The 19,385-nt window shown below is 72.9% G+C and carries 18 protein-coding genes; 7 read left to right on the plus strand and 11 right to left on the minus strand.

What is annotated here, in order from left to right:
• Positions 1–71 precede the first annotated feature (71 nt).
• From ACWD2L_RS07735 to ACWD2L_RS07745, 3 genes are read left to right on the plus strand one after another with little or no spacing between them, the layout of a single operon-like run.
• The gene (locus tag ACWD2L_RS07735) at positions 72–995 is read left to right on the plus strand and encodes an ABC transporter ATP-binding protein (protein WP_351338665.1); all 924 of its coding nucleotides are present in this window, start codon (positions 72–74) and stop codon (positions 993–995) included.
• On the plus strand, positions 992–2,428 hold the full coding sequence (locus ACWD2L_RS07740; RefSeq protein ID WP_351338663.1) for a hypothetical protein: 1,437 nt from the start codon (positions 992–994) through the stop codon (positions 2,426–2,428). The genes ACWD2L_RS07735 and ACWD2L_RS07740 overlap by 4 nt, the downstream gene beginning before the upstream one ends.
• Positions 2,425–3,198, plus strand: coding sequence for a hypothetical protein (locus ACWD2L_RS07745; RefSeq protein WP_351338660.1), 774 nt, complete (start codon positions 2,425–2,427; stop codon positions 3,196–3,198). The genes ACWD2L_RS07740 and ACWD2L_RS07745 overlap by 4 nt, the downstream gene beginning before the upstream one ends.
• 12 nt (positions 3,199–3,210) lie before the next feature.
• On the opposite strand, the gene metG is transcribed toward ACWD2L_RS07745, so the two are convergent.
• From metG to ACWD2L_RS07760, 3 genes are all read right to left on the minus strand, one after another.
• Complete coding sequence (gene metG / locus ACWD2L_RS07750) at positions 3,211–4,941, minus strand: methionine--tRNA ligase (RefSeq protein WP_351338658.1); 1,731 nt, start codon at positions 4,939–4,941, stop codon at positions 3,211–3,213.
• A 151-nt stretch (positions 4,942–5,092) separates the two neighbouring features.
• A complete protein-coding gene (locus tag ACWD2L_RS07755) occupies positions 5,093–6,781 on the minus strand; it encodes a VWA domain-containing protein (protein WP_351338656.1) in 1,689 nt (562 codons plus the stop codon).
• Between the two features lie 147 nt (positions 6,782–6,928).
• Positions 6,929–7,861 (minus strand): LysR family transcriptional regulator, encoded by a 933-nt coding sequence (locus ACWD2L_RS07760; protein WP_351338653.1) that lies wholly within the window; start codon positions 7,859–7,861, stop codon positions 6,929–6,931.
• 128 nt (positions 7,862–7,989) lie between these two features.
• Here ACWD2L_RS07760 and snpA point away from each other — a divergent pair, with 128 nt between their 5' ends.
• Positions 7,990–8,658 (plus strand): snapalysin, encoded by a 669-nt coding sequence (snpA, locus tag ACWD2L_RS07765; RefSeq protein WP_451187821.1) that lies wholly within the window; start codon positions 7,990–7,992, stop codon positions 8,656–8,658.
• Positions 8,659–8,794: 136 nt separating this feature from the next.
• On the opposite strand, the gene ACWD2L_RS07770 is transcribed toward snpA, so the two are convergent.
• Together ACWD2L_RS07770 and ACWD2L_RS07775 are read right to left on the minus strand one after the other, a co-directional pair.
• On the minus strand, positions 8,795–9,814 hold the full coding sequence (locus ACWD2L_RS07770; RefSeq protein ID WP_351338651.1) for an endonuclease/exonuclease/phosphatase family protein: 1,020 nt from the start codon (positions 9,812–9,814) through the stop codon (positions 8,795–8,797).
• A gap of 39 nt (positions 9,815–9,853) precedes the next feature.
• Positions 9,854–10,786, minus strand: a complete 933-nt coding sequence (locus ACWD2L_RS07775; RefSeq protein ID WP_351338649.1) for a hypothetical protein — start codon at positions 10,784–10,786, stop codon at positions 9,854–9,856.
• A 129-nt stretch (positions 10,787–10,915) separates the two neighbouring features.
• Here ACWD2L_RS07775 and ACWD2L_RS07780 point away from each other — a divergent pair, with 129 nt between their 5' ends.
• Complete coding sequence (locus tag ACWD2L_RS07780) at positions 10,916–11,359, plus strand: SH3 domain-containing protein (protein WP_351338646.1); 444 nt, start codon at positions 10,916–10,918, stop codon at positions 11,357–11,359.
• A gap of 33 nt (positions 11,360–11,392) precedes the next feature.
• On the opposite strand, the gene ACWD2L_RS07785 is transcribed toward ACWD2L_RS07780, so the two are convergent.
• On the minus strand, positions 11,393–11,815 hold the full coding sequence (locus ACWD2L_RS07785) for a hypothetical protein (protein WP_351338643.1): 423 nt from the start codon (positions 11,813–11,815) through the stop codon (positions 11,393–11,395).
• A 137-nt stretch (positions 11,816–11,952) separates the two neighbouring features.
• Here ACWD2L_RS07785 and ACWD2L_RS07790 point away from each other — a divergent pair, with 137 nt between their 5' ends.
• Positions 11,953–12,588 carry an NAD(P)-dependent oxidoreductase gene (locus ACWD2L_RS07790; RefSeq protein ID WP_351338641.1) on the plus strand — a complete coding sequence of 212 codons (636 nt, stop codon included), beginning with the start codon at positions 11,953–11,955 and terminating at the stop codon, positions 12,586–12,588.
• Here ACWD2L_RS07790 and ACWD2L_RS07795 read toward each other — a convergent pair.
• The 5 genes from ACWD2L_RS07795 to ACWD2L_RS07815 all read right to left on the minus strand — a co-directional run bounded on the left by ACWD2L_RS07795 (position 12,516) and on the right by ACWD2L_RS07815 (position 18,303).
• Entirely contained in the window at positions 12,516–13,853 is a 1,338-nt protein-coding gene (locus ACWD2L_RS07795) for a PP2C family protein-serine/threonine phosphatase (protein WP_351338638.1), read from the minus strand. The genes ACWD2L_RS07790 and ACWD2L_RS07795 overlap by 73 nt on opposite strands.
• 72 nt (positions 13,854–13,925) lie before the next feature.
• Positions 13,926–15,254 carry an IclR family transcriptional regulator domain-containing protein gene (locus tag ACWD2L_RS07800; protein WP_451188162.1) on the minus strand — a complete coding sequence of 443 codons (1,329 nt, stop codon included), beginning with the start codon at positions 15,252–15,254 and terminating at the stop codon, positions 13,926–13,928.
• Between the two features lie 119 nt (positions 15,255–15,373).
• Positions 15,374–16,198 carry a ParB/RepB/Spo0J family partition protein gene (locus ACWD2L_RS07805; RefSeq protein ID WP_351338633.1) on the minus strand — a complete coding sequence of 275 codons (825 nt, stop codon included), beginning with the start codon at positions 16,196–16,198 and terminating at the stop codon, positions 15,374–15,376.
• Positions 16,198–17,004, minus strand: a complete 807-nt coding sequence (locus ACWD2L_RS07810) for a ParA family protein (protein ID WP_351338631.1) — start codon at positions 17,002–17,004, stop codon at positions 16,198–16,200. Before ACWD2L_RS07810 ends, ACWD2L_RS07805 begins: the two co-directional genes overlap by 1 nt.
• Before the next feature lie 60 nt (positions 17,005–17,064).
• Entirely contained in the window at positions 17,065–18,303 is a 1,239-nt protein-coding gene (locus ACWD2L_RS07815) for an MFS transporter (RefSeq protein ID WP_351338628.1), read from the minus strand.
• 118 nt (positions 18,304–18,421) lie between these two features.
• Here ACWD2L_RS07815 and ACWD2L_RS07820 point away from each other — a divergent pair, with 118 nt between their 5' ends.
• Entirely contained in the window at positions 18,422–19,372 is a 951-nt protein-coding gene (locus tag ACWD2L_RS07820; RefSeq protein ID WP_351338625.1) for a LysR family transcriptional regulator, read from the plus strand.
• The last annotated feature ends 13 nt before the right edge of the window (positions 19,373–19,385 follow it).

Raw genomic sequence — 19,385 nt, forward strand, 5'->3', positions numbered from 1 at the left:
GAGCGGGCCCCTCGGGAGACCACCGCCGGGCGGGACGCCGTTGCGCCGCCCGGTCCCTAACGTCAACTGGCATGACCGATATGACGATCGAGGTTCGCGGGCTGTGCAAGCGGTACGGGGCCACCACGGCCGTGGACGGGCTCGGTTTCACCGTCGAGGCAGGGCGGGTGACCGGGTTCGTCGGGCCCAACGGTGCCGGGAAGTCGACGACGCTGCGGATGATGCTCGGGCTCGACCGGCCCGACAGTGGGACCGCGCTCATCGGCGGGCAGGACTACACGCGGCTCGCCGACCCGCTGTCCACCGTCGGCGCCCTGCTCGACTGCGAGGCGCTGCACCCGGGCCGCCGGGCCCGCGACCATCTGCTGTGGCTCGCTCACTACAACGGGCTGCCGAGCCGCCGCGTCGACCTCGTCCTCGACCAGGTCGGCCTCGCCTCCGCCGCGAAGAAACGCGCGGGCGGCTTCTCCCTCGGGATGCGCCAGCGGCTCGGCATCGCGGCCGCGCTGCTCGGTGATCCCCCCGTGCTGATCCTCGACGAGCCGGTCAACGGGCTCGACCCCGAGGGCATCCAGTGGATCAGGCGCTTCCTCAAGTCCCTTGCAGCGGAAGGGCGTACGGTCCTCGTCTCCTCGCACCTGATGAGCGAGCTGCAGGACACCGCGGACCACGTCATCGTGATCGGCAGGGGGCGGCTGCTCGCCGACACCGACGTCGACGCGCTGCTCGACGAGGCGTCCGGCGAACGTGTCGCCCTGCGGACCGGGCGGCGCGCCGAGGCCCTGGCGGTCCTCGCGGGCGGCGACGCCACCGTCGCGGTGACCGGGCCCGACTCGCTCACCGTCACCGGTCTGGCCGCCGAGGAGGTCGTCGCCCGGCTCGGCGCGCACAACATCGCGTTCTCCGAACTGTCCCGGCACCGCGCCACGTTGGAGGAGGCGTACATGGAACTCACCGGCACGGCAACGGAGTTCACTACACAGGAGGCGTCGTGAAGTCGCCGATGGTGCGTGCCGTGCGCGCCGAGTGGACCAAGCTGCGCAGCGTCCGCAGCACCCCCCTCGCGCTGATCGCGATGCTCGCCCTCAGCCTGCTGCTGACCGTCGCGTCGGCGAGCGGCAGCCAGTTCGGCTACGGCGGCCCGAAGCAGTACGACTCCTTGTCCTTCGTGCACCGCACGGCCGCGGGCGACGGCACCTTCACGGTGCGCGTCGCCGCGCAGGAGAACAGTGCCGGCTGGGCGAAGGCGGGACTGCTCCTGAAGGACGGCACCGCGAGCGGATCCTCGTACGCCGCCCTGATGGTGACGCCGGAGCACGGCGTGCGGATGATGACCGACGGGAAGCACGAACTGACCGGCTCCGGCGGCGCGGACGCCCCGCGTTGGCTGCGGCTCGTACGGGCCGGGGACAAGGTCACCGGCTACGAGTCCGCCGACGGCCGGGCCTGGCACAAGGTCGGCACGCTCACTGTCGCCGGGCTGCCCCGGACGGCCGAGGCGGGCCTCTTCGTCACGTCGCCCATGGACGGCAAGGAGGAGCGCACCGGCCCCGGCGAGCTGCGCATGCACCCCGAGGCCACCCTCGGCAGGGCCGTCTTCGATCACGTCGCCTTCCCCGCACCGACCGGTACCGGCGGCTGGCGGCAGGCGGACATCGCGCAGACCGTGAAGGAGGGGGAGATGGCCGACCCCGTCGCCGACCCGAAGCCGTTCCGCGCACACGACGGCACCTTCACCGTCACCGGCAGCGGTGACCTGGGCGGACTCGGCATGGGCGGCGTCGGACAGCTCGGCGGACAGCCCGACGTGGTCAAGATGGCCCTCGACGACGGCATCCAGATCGCGACGATCGCGGTGATCGCGCTCGGCGTCCTGTTCATCACGTCCGAGTACAAGACCGGGACCCTGCGCACCACGTTCACCGCGAGTCCGCGGCGCGGCCGGGTGCTCGCCGCGAAGGCGCTCGTCCTCGGCGCGACGGTGTTCGTTGTGGGCCTGGTCGCGAGCGTGGCGGAGTTCCTCGTCGCCCGCCCCGCCCTGCGCGACAACGGCTTCGCCCCGCCGCTCTTCCCGGATCTCTCCCTCACCGACCCGGCCACGATCCGGGCGATCGTCGGCAGCGCGGCGTTCCTCGCACTGGCCGCCGTGCTGAGCCTGGGGGTCGGGGCGCTGCTGCGGCGGGCCGTGCCTGCCGTGGTCCTGATGATCGTCACGTTCGTGGTGCTGCCGATCGTCGCGCAGTCCACGTCCATCGGGTTCAGCGACTTCGTCGGCCGGGCCACGCCCACGGCGGGCCTCGCGGTCCAGCAGACCCGCCGGCTCCTCGACACCGTCGTCACACCGTGGGTGGGCTTCGGGGTGCTCTGCCTGTACGTGGCCGTGGTGCTGGGGGCGGCGCGGTGGCGGCTGACCGGGCGGGACGTATGACGGCCGTCGGAGCGGGGCGTGCGGTGCGCGGGGAGTGGACCAAACTCCGCACCGTTCCAGGGCAGTTGTGGACGGTGGTGTCCCTGACCGGGGCGATGGTCGCCTTCACCGCGCTGATCGCGGCGAGCGCGGGGAAGGGCCAGTCGGGCGTCCTCGCGCCGACCGCGCTGTCCCTGTCCGGGGTCTACCTGGCGCAGACGGCGGCCGCGCTCGTCGCGATCGCCGTGGTCTCCTGCGAGTACCCGCGCATGATCCGCACGACCCTCGCGGCGAACCCGCGGCGCACCACGGTGTTCCTGGCGAAGGCGGCGGTGACGGTGGCGGCGGTCCTGGCCGCCGCGCTCCCTGCCGCCCTCGGCTCCCTGGCGGCGGGCCGCACGGTCCTGTCGGGACGATCTGGCTTCCCCCAACTCCCGCTGTCCTCCCCCACGTTGTGGCGGGCGGCGCTCGGCACGGTCGTCTACCTGCTGCTGGTCGCGCTGCTCGCGGTGGGGGCGGCGCTGGTGGTGCGGCACGCGGCGGCGGCCGTCGGGGCGGTGATGGCGCTGCTGTACGGGCCCTACCTCGCCACGCTGATCATCCAGATGCCGGAGCACGTGCTGCACCGGGTCCAGAAGTACTCCCCGATGACGGCGGGCCTCGCCGTCCAGACGACGAACGGAACCGGTACGGCTCCGCTCGCCCCCTGGACGGGCATCGCCGTCCTCGCCGCCTACGCGGGCGGGGCGCTGGTCATCGGGTGGGTGGCGCTGCGGCGGCGGGACGCGTGATCCCGAAGCCGTTCACGCGGCCGGTTCGCCGCCGAAGCGCTCCTTGTGGGAGGCCAGGTCCTCGTCGGTGATCTTGGCGAAGAGGACCGGGGGGACGGTGAACGGGGTGCCGGCCGGGACCGTGGTCAGCGCCGTGGCCTCCTCGGCGGTGACCCAGTCGGCGTCGTCGCCGGGGAGGTCGAACGCGGCGCGCATGGCGGCGGCCGACGCCGGGATGAAGGGCTCGGAGACCACCGCGTAGAGGCGGATGAGGTTCATCGCCGTACGGAGGGTCAGCGCCGCCGCATCCTTGTCGGTCTTGATCTCCAGCCAGGGCGCCTTCTCCTCCAGGTAGGAGTTGCCCGCCGACCACAGGGCGCGCAGCGCCGCCGCGGCCTTGCGGAACTGGAGGGCCTCCATCTGGGTCTCGTACTCGGCGAGGAGGGTGGAGATCTCCTGGCCGAGCCTGGCCTCCGCCTCGCCCGGCTCGCCGCCCGCGGGGACGTCGTCGCCGAAGCGCTTGCGGGAGAAGGACAGCACGCGGTTGACGAAGTTGCCGAGGGTGTCGGCCAGGTCCTTGTTCACCGTCGCCGTGAAGTGCTCCCAGGTGAACGAGGAGTCGTCCGACTCGGGCGCGTTCGCGATGAGGAAGTAGCGCCAGTAGTCGGCCGGGAGGATCTCCAGGGCCTGGTCGGTGAAGACGCCGCGCTTCTGCGACGTGGAGAACTTGCCGCCGTAGTACGTCAGCCAGTTGAAGGCCTTCAGGTAGTCGACCTTCTTCCACGGCTCACGGATGCCCATCTCCGTGGCCGGGAACATGACGCTGTGGAACGGGACGTTGTCCTTCGCCATGAACTCCGTGTACCGGACGTCGGAGGCGCCGGCGGGCTCGTACCACCACGACTTCCAGTCGCGCGTCTCACCGTCGGGAGCCTGGTCCGCCCACTCCTTCGTCGCGCCGATGTACTCGATCGGGGCGTCGAACCATACGTAGAAGACCTTGCCGTCGGCCGCCAGCTCCGGCCACGTGTCCGCCGGGACGGGGACGCCCCAGTCCAGGTCGCGGGTGATCGAGCGGTCGTTGAGCCCCTCGGTCAGCCACTTGCGGGCGATGGAGGAGGCGAGCTGCGGCCACTCGCCCGCGACCTCGTCGATCCACGCCTCGACCTCGACCTGGAGCTTCGACTGGAGCAGGAAGAGGTGCTTGGTCTCGCGGACCTCCAGCTCCGTGGAGCCGGAGATCGCGGAGCGCGGCTCGATGAGGTCGGTGGGGTCGAGCACGCGCGTGCAGTTCTCGCACTGGTCACCGCGGGCCTTGTCGTAGCCGCAGTGCGGGCACGTGCCCTCGACGTAGCGGTCCGGGAGGAAGCGGCCGTCCGCCGGGCTGTAGACCTGGCGGATCTCGCGTTCTTCGATGAACCCGTTCTCGTTCAGCTTGCGGGCGAAGTGCTGGGTGATCTCCGCGTTCTGCTCCGATGAGCTGCGGCCGAAGTGGTCGAACGCGAGGCCGAACCCGTCGTAGACCGCCTTCTGCGCGTCGTGCGCCTGCGCGCAGAACTCGGCGACCGGGATGCCGCGCTCCTTGGCCGCCAGCTCGGCGGGGGTGCCGTGCTCGTCCGTCGCGCAGATGTACAGCACGTCGTGGCCGCGCTTGCGCAGGTAACGGGAGTACACATCCGCCGGGAGCATGGACCCCACCATGTTGCCCAGGTGCTTGATCCCGTTGATGTACGGAAGGGCGCTGGTGATGAGGTGTCGAGCCATCGGGGGCTGCTCCCGGGTTGTGACGTGGATGGAATTGGTGTGAGCGGAATCTAGAAATCGTAGCCGACATGGGGCGGCCGCCCGCGCGGTGTTTACTGCGCGGACGGCCATGGGGTATCGGGGCCCTGTTGAGCGGGGTTACGGGGCGGGGTTACGGGCGCCAGGCCTCCAGGAGGCCCTTGTAGAGCTCCGCGTCCGTGAGTTCCAGCGGGGTCTCGCCCGCGTGGAAGACCGCGGTGTTCTCCGCCTTCAGCTTGCGGAGGTAGTCGAAGTTCTTCGAGTCCGGCTCGCCGAAGGTGACGAACTGGAAGAAGAGGGGGTGGGCGGCGGCCTTGGCGAGCGCCTCGTTCGCCGGGCGCTGGACGTCCGGGGGGCCGTCCGTCTGGAAGATCACCAGGGCCGGGGCGGTGGGGTCGTCCGACTTCTCGTGGTGCGCGACGATCTCCTCGATCGCGCGGTGGTAGCTGGTGCGGCCCATCCGGCCGGCCTCCGCGTGCCACGCGTCGATCCTGCCCTCGTACGCGTCCAGGGTGAGGTCGCCGGCGGCGTCGATGTCCGTCGAGAAGATCACCGTGTGGACGGTGGGGGTCTCGCGGTCGTCGAGGTGAGCGGCGAGGGCGATGGCCTGTTCGGCGAGGGCGGTGGTGGAGCCGTTCTTGTAGTACGAGCGCATGGAGCCGGAGCGGTCCAGGACGAGGTAGACCGTGGCGCGGGTGCCGGTGAGGTTCCGCTTGCGGAGTTCGGCGCCGGCGGCCTTGTGGGCGGCGGCGAGGCCGGGTGCGCGGGTCTTTACCTTGGCGGGGGTGTGGGCGGGCTTCCCGTCCTTGTCGGCCTGCGCCGGGGTCTTTGCCGCGACGGGGTCGACCTTCTTGGTCTTGTCGGCCTGCGCCGGAGCGGGCTCCTCCGCCGTGACGGGCTCCTCCGCCGTGGCGGGGTCGGCCCCCTTGCCCTCTTCGGCCTGCGCCGGGGGCTGTGCCCACCCGTCCCGCCCTGCGGGACGCCTGCCCACAGCGGGGGCGGGAGCCGGGTCTGCGGGGTCGGCCGGGGCCTGCGCCTGGGCCTTGGCCGCGGCGGGAGTCGGGAGCTCGGGGTCGTCCTGGGGCCCGGCCACAGCGGGGGCGGGAGTCGGGAGCTCGGGGTCGTCCTGGGGCCCGGCCACAGCGGGGGCGGGAGTCGGGAGCTCGGGGTCGTCCTGGGCCTTGGCCGCGGCGGGGTCGGGAGCCGGGTCTGCGGCGTCGTCCTTGGTCTCGGTCTCGACCGGAGTGGAGGCCTCGGCGTCGGTCTTCGCCTCGGCCGGCGCTGAAGCCGTGGCCTCTGCCTCGGCCGTCTCCGCGGCGGGAGCGGCAGGCTCGGCCTCGGTCTCGATCGTGGGCTCCGCCGGGGCAGAGGACGGAGCGGCAGCCTTGGGCTCGGCCGGTGCCGCAGCTTCCGCCTCTGCCTTCTTCTTGGCCGCCGCCGCAGCCTCGGCCTTCGCCGCCGGCGCAGCTTCCGCCTTCGGCTCGGCCTTCGCTGCCGCAGCTTCCGCCGCAGCATCGGCCTCGGCCTCGGCCTTCGCCGGCGCCTCGGCCTCCGGCTTGGGCTCAGCCGGAGTCGGCGCCGCGGTCTCGGCCTCCGTCGCGGCCGCAGACCGCTCCTCCGCCGGCTCCGGCGGCACGCGGTCGCCGCCCACCGGGGCGGACGGCTTGGGGACCGAGATGTTGTCGAAAGCTGCCGAGACCAGGTCGTCGGCCTCGCCCTTGGAAGGGGCGGGAACCGTTGGCGCCTGGTCGGTAGCGGCAGCGGGTTGGTCTTTTTTGCCCGAACGCCCGAACGCGTTCCGCAGCCGATCCAGAATGCCCATGTGCGCAACCTTCCGCATGAGTTGTCCCCGAAGTCCCTGGAACCCCTGGCCAGGACGGACACGTAAGGTTAGCCGCCGCGGGCCGTGATCTTGGGCAGGGTCGGGCCGTTCGACCGAGCGGACAACTGCCGCCCTTTCTGTATGGATTCACTCGATCACGCCCGACTCCGTAAGACGTGTCCGATACGCCGGTGACTGGTGTGCCGACTCCCAATAGGCCTCCCGCAGGGCCGGCAGCACCGCGTCCAGGACGGGCGCGGAGCGGGCCGCGAGGAGGAGGCGTACGGCCACCGGGTCGCCCTCCAGGGGGCGGATCGCCATGTCGGGGCGGGCCAGGGACGTCGGCTGGCAGAGCGTCACCACTTCACCCGTCGCGACGAGGTTGGACGCGGTCAGGTAATCACCGTGCAGGACACGGGGGTTGAGGCCCGCCGAGCGGAACGCCCTGAGCAGGCCGTCCCATTCGCCGTCCACCGTCGGGTCGATCATCCACCGGTCCTCCGCCAGGTCCGTCAGGCGCACGACCGGTCTGCCGGCCGCCGGATGGTCCGCCGGCAGGGAGACGTACTGCGGTTCGCGGGCTACCAGAACCTTGCAGGTCAGGGGCTCCGGTATGCGCAGCGGACTGCCTTCCACCTCGTGGACGAACGCCACGTCGAGGCCGCCCTCGGCCACCAGGCGGAGCAGCGCGTGCGCCGAGACGTCCATGCGCAGCGACGGTTCGTGCGGCGAACTCGCGCGCAGGCGGCGCAGCCAGCCCGGTATCGCGCGGCTGGCCGTGGAGCCGATGCGCAGGCGGTCGCCGGCCGCCTCCTGGGCCATCGCGCGCGTCTCGTCGACCAGCGCGCGCAGGTCGTCCACCAGGGGGCGGGCGCGCGTGAGCAGGGTGCGGCCGAGCGGGGTCGCGCGGCAGCCGGTGCGTTCGCGGGTGAACAGGCGGCCGCCGAGGTGGTCCTCGATGCGGCGCAGCTGGGTGCTGAGGGCGGGCTGGGTCATGCCGAGGTGGCGGGCCGCCTTGTGCAGGCTGCCGGTGTCCTCGATCGCACACAGGACGCGCAGGTGCCGCACTTCCAGCTCCATGGGCGTTGAGCGTAGGCCGGTACCGTACGCCGCACCAGACTCACCGGAGTCAACTGTGTGGGGATAACGCGGAGTTATCGCGCAGTGGCATCTACCTCGTGCGTCCCGTCCGCCCCAGAATCTCATGCATGAACATGACACCCCCCACATCTGTTCGTCTGCTCGCCTGCGCCCTCGGCGCCGGGCTCACCGTCGCCGCCCTCGCCGCGGCCCCCGCGTCCGCCTCCGCCTCCGGGTCCACCGAGCGGGTCGCACGCTACGCCGGTTCCGCCGAGGAGGCCGCAGCCAACAAGGCCTTCTTCCAGGCCGTCATGAAGTCCGTCGCCGAGAAGCGGGCCGCCAATCCCGGCGCCGAGTCCGTCACCATCTCGTACGACGCCTCACAAGCCCCCACGTTCCAGCAGCAGATAGCCAGCAGCGCGTCGATCTGGAACTCGTCGGTGTCGAACGTGAAGCTCCAGGCCTCGTCCGGCGGGGGCGACTTCTCGTACCGCGAGGGGGACGACTCGCGCGGCTCGTACGCGTCGACGGACGGGCACGGCAGCGGGTACGTCTTCCTGGACTACGCGCAGAACCAGGAGTACGACTCCACGCGCGTGACCACGCACGAGACGGGCCATGTCCTCGGCCTCCCCGACCACTACGAAGGGCCGTGCAGCGAGCTGATGTCGGGCGGCGGACCCGGCCCCTCGTGCACCAACCCGAACCCGGACGCGAACGAGAAGGCCCAGGTGGAATCCCTGTGGGCCAACGGGTTCGCGAAGGCCCTGCACAAGGCGGAGGCCGCGCTGCGCTAGGCGGTCCCACGGGCGAGGCGCGCGGCCCGGCCCCCCCACCTGCGAGCCGACCGCAGCGGGCCGCCGCCTCCCGCACACACCCGGCCGCCGCCCGTCTCCCCACGGGCGGCGGCCAGGTGCGTTCCGCGGTGCGCGCTCAGCCGTGCAGCGTCAGGTCCACCAGGAGCGCCCGGTGGTCCGTGTCCGCGAGGTCGATGAAGCGGGACGTGTCCGCCGAGAAGTCGTCGGTGACCAGTACGTGGTCGATCTGCGTGCCCAGCGGTCCCGGCGCCTTCGACGGCCAGCTCGGGGTGCGGGCGTGGCCGGTGAGGCGGGCCGCGTCGCGCAGCGCCCCCGCGTCGAGGAGCCGGCGGAACGCGGCGTGGTCCTGCGTCGCGTTGAAGTCCCCCGCCACGATCCCGGGCCCTTCGCCGGCCCGTGCCGCGTCCGCGAGGCGGCCGAGTTCGGTCTCCCACACGCCGACCTGGTCGGGCAACGGCGGCATGGGATGGGCGAGTTGGAGGCGCACCGCGTGCCCCCGTACGTCCGCGACGGCGGCCGGCATGCCCATCGTCCCGGCCACCGTCGGCGCCGCCTTCAGCGGGAACGTACTCAGGATCATCGACCCCTCCGAGCCGTCCGCCGCCACGGCCCGCCGGTGCGGGTAGCGGGCCCGCAGCGACTCCCGGTCCAGCGCGTCCCGGCAGGGGCGGCCGCACTCCTCGACGAACACGATGTCGGGGCGGTGCCGGGCGACCGTGTCGATCAGCGCGTTCGTGCCGTGGCTGAACTGGACGTTGGACGCGAGCACCCGGACGCCGGAGACGGGGGCGCCGTCCGGCTCGCCGTCCGTCCCGTACGGCTCCATGTACCAGGCGAGCGCGCCGAGTACGACGAGGCCCCAGACCATGCCCGTACGCCAGCGGGACAGCAGTGCGAGGAGCAGGGCGGCGGCCGTGGGGGCGAGCAACCAGGGGAGGAACGCGAGGAGTTGGGGTACGGGTGTGGGCCCGTCACGGCCGGCGGCCCGGAAGCCGACCACCGCGCTGACCCCCACGAACAGCAGCGCCGCCGCCCACGCTCCCGTCCTGTTGACGCGGCGGCGCCCGGCGTCCCGCGTCTCGTACCGCGGGGCGCCGGGCGCCTCGTCCGTGATGTGCTGCTGCCGCTGGTCCAAGGCCCGGCCCCCGTGTCCACCCGTTCGGAGTGCTCCAGGCTAGCCGGGGTGGTGCACCGTCAGGCCGGTTTGATGGTCCGGGGGACTGCCACCGGAGCGCTCGCGCCGGGGTAGCGAGGCGGCATCGCGTACGCGGCTGAACGGGCGCCCGCCGAGCCACACCGCGAGCGCCACCACCGCGCCCACCGCGACGAGCACCCACGAAGCGGTCCGCATGGGCGATGTCAGGGCGTCGTAGACCGAGGCGGTCGCCGCCTTGTTCGCGGCGCCGGAGATGTCGGAGAGCGTCAGCGCGCGGGCGAGCGGCAGCGCGGCGAGCAGCGCCGCCGCGCCCAGGGCGACGCCGAGGGCCGTCCAGGCGAGCGCGCGGCGGCGGCGCGCGGCGAGCGCGAGGCCCGCGACGGCGCACACCACGGCGGCCAACGGCAGCCACAGGCCCGCGAGTTGGAACGCGTGGAAGCCCTTCCGCAGCCCGGCCAGGTCGCCGGCCGGCAGCAGGGTGACCTCGGTGTGGGCGACCGGGATCCGCTCGGCGAACGGCACCCCGTCCGCCTCCAGCTGCTGCTTGACCTGCCGGGTGACGGGGGCCAGGTCGAGCGTGACGGGCCCCGTGGTGCCCTCGTCGAGGGCCTGCTGCACGGCGTCGTGGGCGGCCCGGTTCGCGGTGTTCCAGGCGCCGCGGAAGGCGTCGGTGTCCGTGAACGAGACGACCGCGTCGTGGAGGTAGTCCTCGACGACCGAATGGAGCGCGCCCACGTCGAGGTTCTTCATGGCCCCGGTGGTCACCGCGTCGGCGACGGCGCCCCGCACGTCCGTGTCGCCGGCCAGCGGCGCCATCGCGGACACGTACCGGTCGCTGTCGCCGATCTCGTACTTCGCCCAGGTGGAGAGGGTGCCCAGCGGGACGAGGAGGCAGGCGATGACGAGCAGCACCGAGGAGAGGACTGCCTTCGCGGGCGCTTTTCGGGTCACGTCTGCCAGGCAAGGCCCAAGCCGCGCGGGGCGCGAGCGCTCCGGTGGAGCACTGGGCCGAACGGGTGTTTCCTGGACGTGGGGGCGTGGAGATCGTGGGGATCCAGGGTTCACCCTAGGAGGCCGATCATGCGCCGAACCATGCGCCGAACCACCCCGGCCCTTGCTGCCGCCGGGCTCTTGGCGGGCGGACTGCTCGCCGTGACAGCCGCGGCACCGGCCGGTGCGAACAGCGGGGACGTCGTCTGGGGGACGGTCGTCTCCCCGTCCGACCTCAACCTGCGCTCGGGTCCGAGCACCTCGGCATCCGTCGTGTACCGGCTCGCGCCGGGCAGCCAGGACCGCATCGAGTGCGCCACGGACGGCTCGTCCGTGCACTCCACCTCGACCTGGTACTGGTTCACGGGCGCCCGCGGCTGGGCCAGCGCCGCGTATGTCGACACCGGTGGCCGCGGCGTGCCGAGCTGCACGTCCAAGGCGCCGTCCGACGGGCCGCGGCACGATCGTGACCACGGCCCGAGCGGGTGGTACTACCGGGAGACCGAGACCCGGGAGTTCGGCGTCTGGTACTAGAACGGACGGCACTAGAACGTACGTTCTATAAGGCTATACGGGCGCGTACTCGCTCGCCGAGTAGTACCGGTAGTACGTGCCCACGAACGTGGACGCCCCGATCACCAGGCCGAGCATGATCGACCACAGGATCGCCGGGTCCGAGAGGCTGTGCAGGAAACCGATCGCGATGCCGGTGAACGCGCCCCAGGCCGAGGCCCGCGCCAGGAAGTGCCGGCCCGCCAGCTGCTTGGACCAGTGGTGGATGCCGAAGCAGAGCGCCGCCACGATGATGCCCGTGACGAAGCCGAGCGCGATGTTGGCTCCGGTGACCTCACCGCCGAAGCGGTCGATGCTCGCCGCCCAGAAGCCGTACACGATGCCGGTCACGACGGGGACGACGACGGCCGCGCTCGTCGGGGAGAGCGCCGCGCCACCTGTGCTGCGTCGCGGTGCGGGTGCCGCATGCTGAGCCATGACTGGCTCCTTTCTGCCAGGCCCCCTCGGACGCGCCCTCGGATGTCCCGAGTCTCGCGTCCTTCGCTCTCCATTGACCTCTTGTGGCACGCCCTTCGCAACATGCGCGCGGTGGCGCACCGTGTTTCGCTGAGCGCATGAACATCCTGCTCCTGGGCGCCACCGGCATGGTCGGCAGCCGCATCGCCGCCGAGGCCCTGGGCCGCGGCCACAGTGTGACCGCCGTCAGCCGCTCGGGCGACGTGCCCGTCCCCGGTGTCACGGCCGTCGCCGCGGACGTCTCCGACGTGCAGCGGCTGACGGAACTCGCGGGCGGGCACGACGCCGTGGCCTCCGCCCTCGCGCCGCCCCGCGACGGATCGGACCCGGTTCTGCCGTTCCTGGCACTCAATGAGGCGCTGGTCGCCGGGGTGCGCGGGGCCGGGATCGCGCGGCTCGTGGTGGTCGGCGGGGCGGGCAGCCTGGAGGTCGCGCCCGGCGAGGCGCTCATGGACCAGCCGGACTTCCCCGACGCGTACCGCGGCGAGGCGCTCGCGCACCGGGACGTTCTGGCGCTTCTGCGTACGGTCGACGACGTGGACTGGACGTACATCTCGCCGGCCGCGGAGATCGGCCCGGGGGAGCGCACCGAGGAGTTCCGGATCGGCGGCGACCGGCTGATGACGGACGCGGACGGCGCGAGCCGGATCAGCGCCGAGGACTATGCGCTGGTCTTCGTCGACGAGATCGAGCGCGACGCGCACTCCAGGAAGCGCATGTCGGTGGCGTACTGAGTCATGGCGCCCTGAACGGCCGTGCCCGCGGTCTCGTCCGCGGCCTCCTTCGGCCGGTACGCGTACAGCTCGGCGTCCGCCTCGTTCTGGTACGGCGCGCGCTGTGCGGTCCTGCGGATCACGGTGATCGCGGCGTCGTCGCTGGGCGGGCCGTGCCGGTGCTCGCGCAGGTCCTCCGCCAGGCGGCGCAGCAGCGCCTGGGGCGACTCCTGCGCGCCGCGCGGCGACAGCAGGCGCGGCAGCCGCTCGCGTACGGGGTAGAAGGTGCCGCCCGCGTCGCGGCACTCGGTCACGCCGTCGGTGAAGAGGATCAGGGTGTCCCCGGTCCCGAAGGGCAGCCGTGCCACGCGCGGCGCCTCGGCGCCCAGCGTCCCCATGCCGAGAGGGAGCCCGGCAGGGAGCTCGGGGGTGTGCACGCGGCCGTCCGCCGTGACGACCAGCGGCGGCTCGTGCCCGAAGTTGACGATGTCGACGCACTCGGGGGACGCCGGCGGGAAGTGCAGCAGCAGCCCGGTGGAGAACGCGTCCGTGAGGCCCTCGTCGTCGGTGATCCGGGTCCAGGCGCTGTAGCGCTGCATGGCGATCTCCAGGCGCCGGGCCGCCTCCTCGATCCGCTCCTCGTGGTACGCCGCCTCCCGGAACGCGCCGAGCAGCCACGCCGAGGCCGACACCGCGGGCAGGCCCTTGCCGCTGACGTCGCCGAGCACCGCGCGCACCCCGTGCGGCGAGGGCTGGAAGTCGTACCAGTCGCCGCCGACGCGGGCCGCGCGGGCGGCGGGCTGGTAGAAGTCGGCGATGTGCAGGTCGTCGAGGCGCTCGGGCAGGCCGCGCATCACCGCGCGCTGCGTGGCCTCCGCGATGTCCGTGAGGGCCTGGACGCGGGCCCGCTGCTCCTCCCTGCGGCGCGCGATCAGCACGCCGAGCAGGCCGCCGGTGCCGATCATCAGCGGCCCGAGCACGGCCCAGCTGGTGCCGGCCGGCAGCGGCGCCACGGTTTGCAGTCCGAGGTATACACAGATCAGCAGCCCGGTGACGACGGCGGTGACGGACACGGGCGCGAGCAGCGCCACCATGATCGGCACGAGGCCGAGCAGGGCGCGCGCCCGGAAGTCGGCCGGCGTCGCCACGTCGAGCGTGACGATGATGAGCGCCATCACCGAGACGAGCAGCACCATGGCACGCCAGCCGCCCGTGGGGCGGGAGGCCGAGGGGGCCGCGCCACGGATCGAGGACTGGTAGTAGCTGCTCGAGCTGCCGGGTTTCATCACATATGAGAATGCGGGGCATTCGTCGCGAAGAGTAGGGACGAAGGTCCGTACGCCGGTGAGATCCGGGTCTCAGTGCACGGGGACGCTCACGAAGCGCGATGTCACGTGCAGGTCCGCCGCGATCAGCGCCGCGGTGTCCCGCAGCGCCTCGGCCCACGTGTCGTCGTCCCCGCGGCCCTGGTGGGCGGTGACGTCGAGCGCGGACACCACGTGGCCCGCACGGTCCCGTACCGGCACGGCCACCGACCGCAGTCCGGCCTCGGGCCCGTCGGCCACCGCCCGCTCGCCGCCGTCGCGCAGCAGCCGCCCGGCGGCCGTGTCCCGTACGGGCAGCCGGGAGCCGACGCCGATGTCGACGCTCATGACCCGGCGCGGCGTCACCCGCGCGGTGCAGCGTACGGACGTGTCACCGTCCGCTACGGACAGGCCGACGGATTCGCCGAGCCGCTTCGACAGGGCCGCGAGGTGCGGCGCGGCGATGCGGGGGAGCGTGGTGCGCGACAGGGGGGCGCAGCCGAGGGCGAGGATGCGGGGGGTGGGGCGGTAGGTGCGGTCCTGGTGGGTGACGTGGCCGAGGTGTTCGTAGGTGATGAGGGCGCGGCGGGCCGTTGCACGGGCGAGGCCGGTGCCTTCGGCGATTTCGGTGAGCGTCAGGGTGGGGTGGGCGGCGTCGAAGGCGGTGAGCACGCGGAGGCCTCTGGCCAGGGACTGGATCGTTGCGGGGGTTGGGTCCCCGGTCGCGGGGCTCTGCCCCGGACCCCGCTGCTCAATCGCCGCAGGGGCTTGATAATTCAGTTCCGCTTCCATCTTCCGTACGCACGCCTCCAACGGCCCCCGCACCGCTCCCGCCAGCTCCCCGGCGGCGTGCCGGCTCGTGTGGCTGACCACGCTCAGCGCGCAGACCACCGAACCGTCCGGCCCCCGCACGGGGACCGCCACCGCCACCAGGCCCGGTTCCACGAGTTGGTCGTCGACCGCGAGGGGGAGGGACTCCCGGAACACCAACCCCGGCGCACACCCGCCCCCCGGCAGGGAATCGCCCACGCGGAAGCTGATGGACAGGGCCCGCCTGCGCAGCACTTGGTGGACGAAGCGGATGTCGTCGCCGTCGGGGACCGCGAGGGAGACGGATTCGTCGAGCTCGTCCGCGAGCCGGTCGGCGAGCGGGCCCAGGAGCCCCGGCACCCGCAGCGCGTCCAGGCAGGCGTTGGCGACGGTCATCAGGGGCGGGGCGAGCGCGGCGTCACGCCCGTCGAGGCGTACGAAGCCCAGGTGGGCGAGGGTCGCGCAGATCCGGTCGACCGTGGAGCGGGCCAGGCCCGTGGCCCGGGCGAGGTCGGCGAGGGCGAGCGTGCCGTCCGCGTCCGTGAGGCGCCGCAGCACGTCCAGGCCGCGCATCAGCGGGGCGACGGCCTCGGCGGGCGGTTGCGGGGTCAGGGACGTGGACGGCACGGTCGGCACTTCGAGCACGGGGCCACGGTAAGCGACCACGGCGGCCGCATCGACGGCACGGGCGGCTATCGCCCCAGCAGTTCGACGATCCGGTCGAGGGTGGCGGGGGCCAGATGCCGACGCAGCGCCTCGACCAGGTCGTCCGGGGTGCCCCGGCTGTCGATCTTGATTACGCCGTAATCACGGCCCCGCTTCTCCTTGCGGGCGGCCGGGACGGTCGCGGCGGCATCCGGCTCGCCGGGGAGCACCTGATCGTCCTTCGGGAGACGGGCGATGCGGCGGGCGTCCTCGATGGAGACGCGGCCGTCGGCGAGCGCCTCCTGGATGTCCTCGCGCAGCTTCATCAGCGACAGGCGCTGCGAGATGAAGCCCTGCGTCTTGCCGATCCGGGCGGCGACCTGACGCTGCGAGTAGCCGTAGGAGGTGATCAGGCCCTGGATGGCCTGGGCCTGCTCCAGTTCCGTGAGGTCGTCGCGCTGCACGTTCTCGATGAGCGCGTCCTCGTCGGAACGCGTCGCATCGTCCCTGACCAGGACCGGAACCTCGTCCAGGCCCGCCATCCTGGCCGCCGCGAGCCGCCGATGGCCGTGCAGGACGACGTACGGGGCGTCGCCCACGGCCTCCTTGTGGTGCGGCCGCGCGGCGAGGAAGACGGCGGCGGAGACGACGCCGAGGGCCTGGAGGACGCCGCGTTCGCGCACCGTCTCGGCGAGCCCGTCGAGGTCGCGCAGTTCGTGGCGCGGGTTGTCCGGGTTCTCGGTGAGGTCGCCGATCGGGACGGTGAGCGGCTTGGTCTCGGGGCGTCTGCGCTGGGCGGGCGCCGCGTCCTGCTCCTCGGCGGCCGCCTTCTCGGAGGACAGGAGCGAGGACAGGTCGGTACGGCGCCCCATCAGCTGTTCACCTTCTTCTTCGTGGCCTTCGCGGCCTTCGTGGCCTTCGTGGTGCTGGAGGACTGGCGGGGCTTCTTGCTGCGCGCCGGGGCCGGGATCGCCGCGAGGCCGACCTCCAGGGCGAGCCGGAAGAAGTCCTCGCGGGCCTGGAGCGCGACCCGGTTCGCGCCGTACTGCGTGACGACGAGGCCGTCCGCGCTGGCCCGCGTGTGCAGCTTGTAGTGGCGTACGACGGTGCGCGCGAGCGGCCAGTCCTGCGCCTCGACGAACGCGCGGGTCTGCTCCAGGTCGGCCTTGCCGTCGCGCGGGTCCCAGTTGTTGATGACCACGCGGAAGGGCAGCCCGCGCGGCTTCACGACCCGCTCCACCGTGCGCTGCGTGGGCTGGAAGCCGAGCGGCTCGGGCTCGATGGGGACGATGACGTCGGTGGCGTTGGAGAGCACCGCGCGCAGCGCGTCGGCGGCAGCGCCCTTGCCGAGGGGGTCCGCGCCGTCGTCGTCCGCGAGGTCGAGCCAGCCGGGGGTGTCGACGAAGACGTGCTGCGCGGACGGGATGCGGGACAGCGCGGCGAGCCCCGAGAGGTCGTCGTGGGCCTGTACGAAGTCGAAGGGGAGGCCCTCACCGACCCGCTCCGACCACCACACGGCCGAGCCCTGCGGGTCGATGGAGACGGCGACGACGGGCGGGCGTTCGGCGTCGGCGGCGCCCGCGCCGAGCACGTCGGCGGTGACGGCCGCGAGGTTCACGGCGAGCGTGGACTTTCCCACGCCGCCCTTCTGATTGAGGATCACGTGTACGTGTGCCACGAAAACTCCCTTAACCGGGCTGTCCTGGACATCCGGCACATATGGGGTGGTTGTTCGTGGTCACTCTGGCAGCGTGGGCGCCGCGGGGCGGGGTGTACACGCCGGGGAGCGCAGGCCGCGCAGCAGCAGGGGCGTCGCCAGCAGCAGCACTCCGGCGAGCGCGAGCGCCCCGCGCGCACCGATCAGCGCGGCGAAGGCGCCCCATACCAGCGTCAGCGCGGCGGTGACGGCCCGCTGGGTGACGGTCCAGGCGGACAGCACCCGCGCCACCCGGTCGTCGTCCGTGAGCCGCAGCCGCTCGACCGCCATGACCGGGGCGAAGACGGCGCTGCACGTGATGAGGCCGCACTCCACGAGGACCACCACGAGCATCCCCGCGACACCCGGCCCCACGAACGCAAGCCCGACCGGCCAGCACGCCCGCGCGGTACCGCTCACCAGGAGCACCCGCCGCTCCCCGTACCGCCGCACCAGCGGCCCGGTGAGGCGGGAGCCGGCGAGTCCGCCCAGGCACGGGATCCCGAAGACCAGGCCGTACTGCCAGGGGGCGAGCCCCAGATCGTCGAGGAGCAGCACCGCCATCAGCGGGGAGCCCACCATGATCAGGGCGTTCACCAGGCTGTTGTTGAGGAACAGGGCGCGCAGCCGGGGTTGCCGCCACAAGTGGCGCCAGCCCTCGGCGATGTCGGCGGCGCTGAACCGGCCGCCGCTCTTGCTGCGCGCGGGCTCCGGCTCGGGTGCCCGGATGGCGCGCACGCCCACCGCCGACAGGACGTAGCTCACCGCGTCCAGGAGGACCGTCGTCAGCGGACCGAAGGCGCCGATGAGCGCGCCGCCGAGTGGCGGTCCGACGGCCGTGGCGGTCCACTGCGTCGACTCGAAGCGGGCGTTGGCGGTCAGGAGTCCCGCGTCCGGCACGAGCGCCTTGAGGTGGGCGCCGCTCGCCGCGCGGAACACGATGTCGGCGGCGGCCACGACCACCGAGACCAGGACGAGCTGGGCGAAGGTGAGCGCGTCGAGGGCATACGCGAGGGGGAGTGTCAGCAGGGCGCCGCAGCGCACCAGGTCCGCGAGGACCAGCACCGGCCGCTTGCGCCGGAACTCCACCCACGGCCCGAGCGGCACCGCGAGCAGCGCGCCGACCGCGAGCCCGGCCGCCGCCAGGAACGACACCTGAGCGGCGCCGCTGTGCAGCACGAGGACCGCGATCAGCTGGAACGCGTCGAGCGCGAGCCAGGAACCGGCGGTGCTCACCGCGAAGGCGGCCCACAGCCACCCGAAATCCCGCCCGAGCCGCACCGAACCGCCTCCCGTCTCCTGTTGTGACCCGGCGATCCAAGCGGCCGGGGGCGCGCCGCGGCAAACAACTGGCACCCACATCTGTACAACCAATGGTTGTATAAGGGGCGTGCACCCCATGGACGCCATCGACTTCCAGAACGTACGCACCTTCGTCGCCGTCGCCGGCGAGGGGCAGATCCAGATCGCCGCCGCCGAACTCGGCATCACCCAGCAGGCCGCCTCCAAGCGCGTCGCCGCCCTGGAGCGGGGGCTCGGCGCGCGCCTGTTCACCCGGACCCCGCGCGGCGTGCGGCTCACCCTCGACGGCGAGACCTTCCTGCCGCACGCGCGCGAGCTGCTCGCCGTCGCCGAGCGGGCCGCCGACTCCGTGCGCGGCGGCCGGCGCCCGCTGCGCGTGGACGTGCTCGCCGCCAACGTGATCACCAACGGGGTCGTGCAGGACTTCCACCAGGCCCACCAGCACCTCCCGCTCGACGTCGTCGCCCTCGGCCACGGCGGGCGTGCCGCGCTCGCCTCCGTACGGGAAGGGGGCGTCGACGCCGCGTTCTGGACGTGCGCCGTGCCCGCGGACCGGCTGCCGCGCGAGGTGCGCAGCGCCCGCGTCATCGACGAGCCGGCCATCCTCGTCACCGGCGCGGCGCACCCCCTGGCGGACCGGACCGAGGTCACGCCCGCCGAGCTGGCCGGGCACCGGATCTGGATGCCCGGCATGGTCAAGGGCAGCGAATGGGCCACGTATTACGAGGAGTTGGAGCGCGCCTTCGGCCTCACCATCGACGTCGGCGGCAGCACCTTCGGCGGCGGCCACCTGCTGCGGACGGTCGCGGCGGCGGACGACGTGGCGACCATCATGGGCACCCGCACGCCGCTCACCCGCCCGGCCGACATCGAGCTCCGCTTCATCCCCGTACGCCGTCCGACCCCGCTCTACCCGCTGTCGCTGCTGTGGCGGGCCGACAACCGGCACCCGGGCCTCGCGGCGCTCCTGACGTATCTGACGGACCGGTACGAGCGTCAGAAGGGCGGCGACGCCGACGAGTTCTGGACGCCGGACTGGGCGCGCTGACGCGCGGGCGGCG

This window comes from Streptomyces sp. NPDC002754 (assembly GCF_053592315.1).

Coding starts and splice junctions, on each gene's coding strand:
- snpA (WP_451187821.1), top strand. CDS start 7,990: ATGAACATGACACCCCCCACATCTGTTCGTCTGCTCGCCTGCGCCCTC.
- ACWD2L_RS07780 (WP_351338646.1), top strand. CDS start 10,916: ATGCGCCGAACCATGCGCCGAACCACCCCGGCCCTTGCTGCCGCCGGG.
- ACWD2L_RS07795 (WP_351338638.1), bottom strand. CDS start 13,853: ATGAAACCCGGCAGCTCGAGCAGCTACTACCAGTCCTCGATCCGTGGC.
- ACWD2L_RS07785 (WP_351338643.1), bottom strand. CDS start 11,815: ATGGCTCAGCATGCGGCACCCGCACCGCGACGCAGCACAGGTGGCGCG.
- ACWD2L_RS07745 (WP_351338660.1), top strand. CDS start 2,425: ATGACGGCCGTCGGAGCGGGGCGTGCGGTGCGCGGGGAGTGGACCAAA.
- ACWD2L_RS07790 (WP_351338641.1), top strand. CDS start 11,953: ATGAACATCCTGCTCCTGGGCGCCACCGGCATGGTCGGCAGCCGCATC.
- metG (WP_351338658.1), bottom strand. CDS start 4,941: ATGGCTCGACACCTCATCACCAGCGCCCTTCCGTACATCAACGGGATC.
- ACWD2L_RS07735 (WP_351338665.1), top strand. CDS start 72: ATGACCGATATGACGATCGAGGTTCGCGGGCTGTGCAAGCGGTACGGG.
- ACWD2L_RS07760 (WP_351338653.1), bottom strand. CDS start 7,861: ATGGAGCTGGAAGTGCGGCACCTGCGCGTCCTGTGTGCGATCGAGGAC.
- ACWD2L_RS07800 (WP_451188162.1), bottom strand. CDS start 15,254: ATGCGCGGCCTGGACGTGCTGCGGCGCCTCACGGACGCGGACGGCACG.
- ACWD2L_RS07820 (WP_351338625.1), top strand. CDS start 18,422: ATGGACGCCATCGACTTCCAGAACGTACGCACCTTCGTCGCCGTCGCC.
- ACWD2L_RS07755 (WP_351338656.1), bottom strand. CDS start 6,781: ATGGGCATTCTGGATCGGCTGCGGAACGCGTTCGGGCGTTCGGGCAAA.
- ACWD2L_RS07805 (WP_351338633.1), bottom strand. CDS start 16,198: ATGGGGCGCCGTACCGACCTGTCCTCGCTCCTGTCCTCCGAGAAGGCG.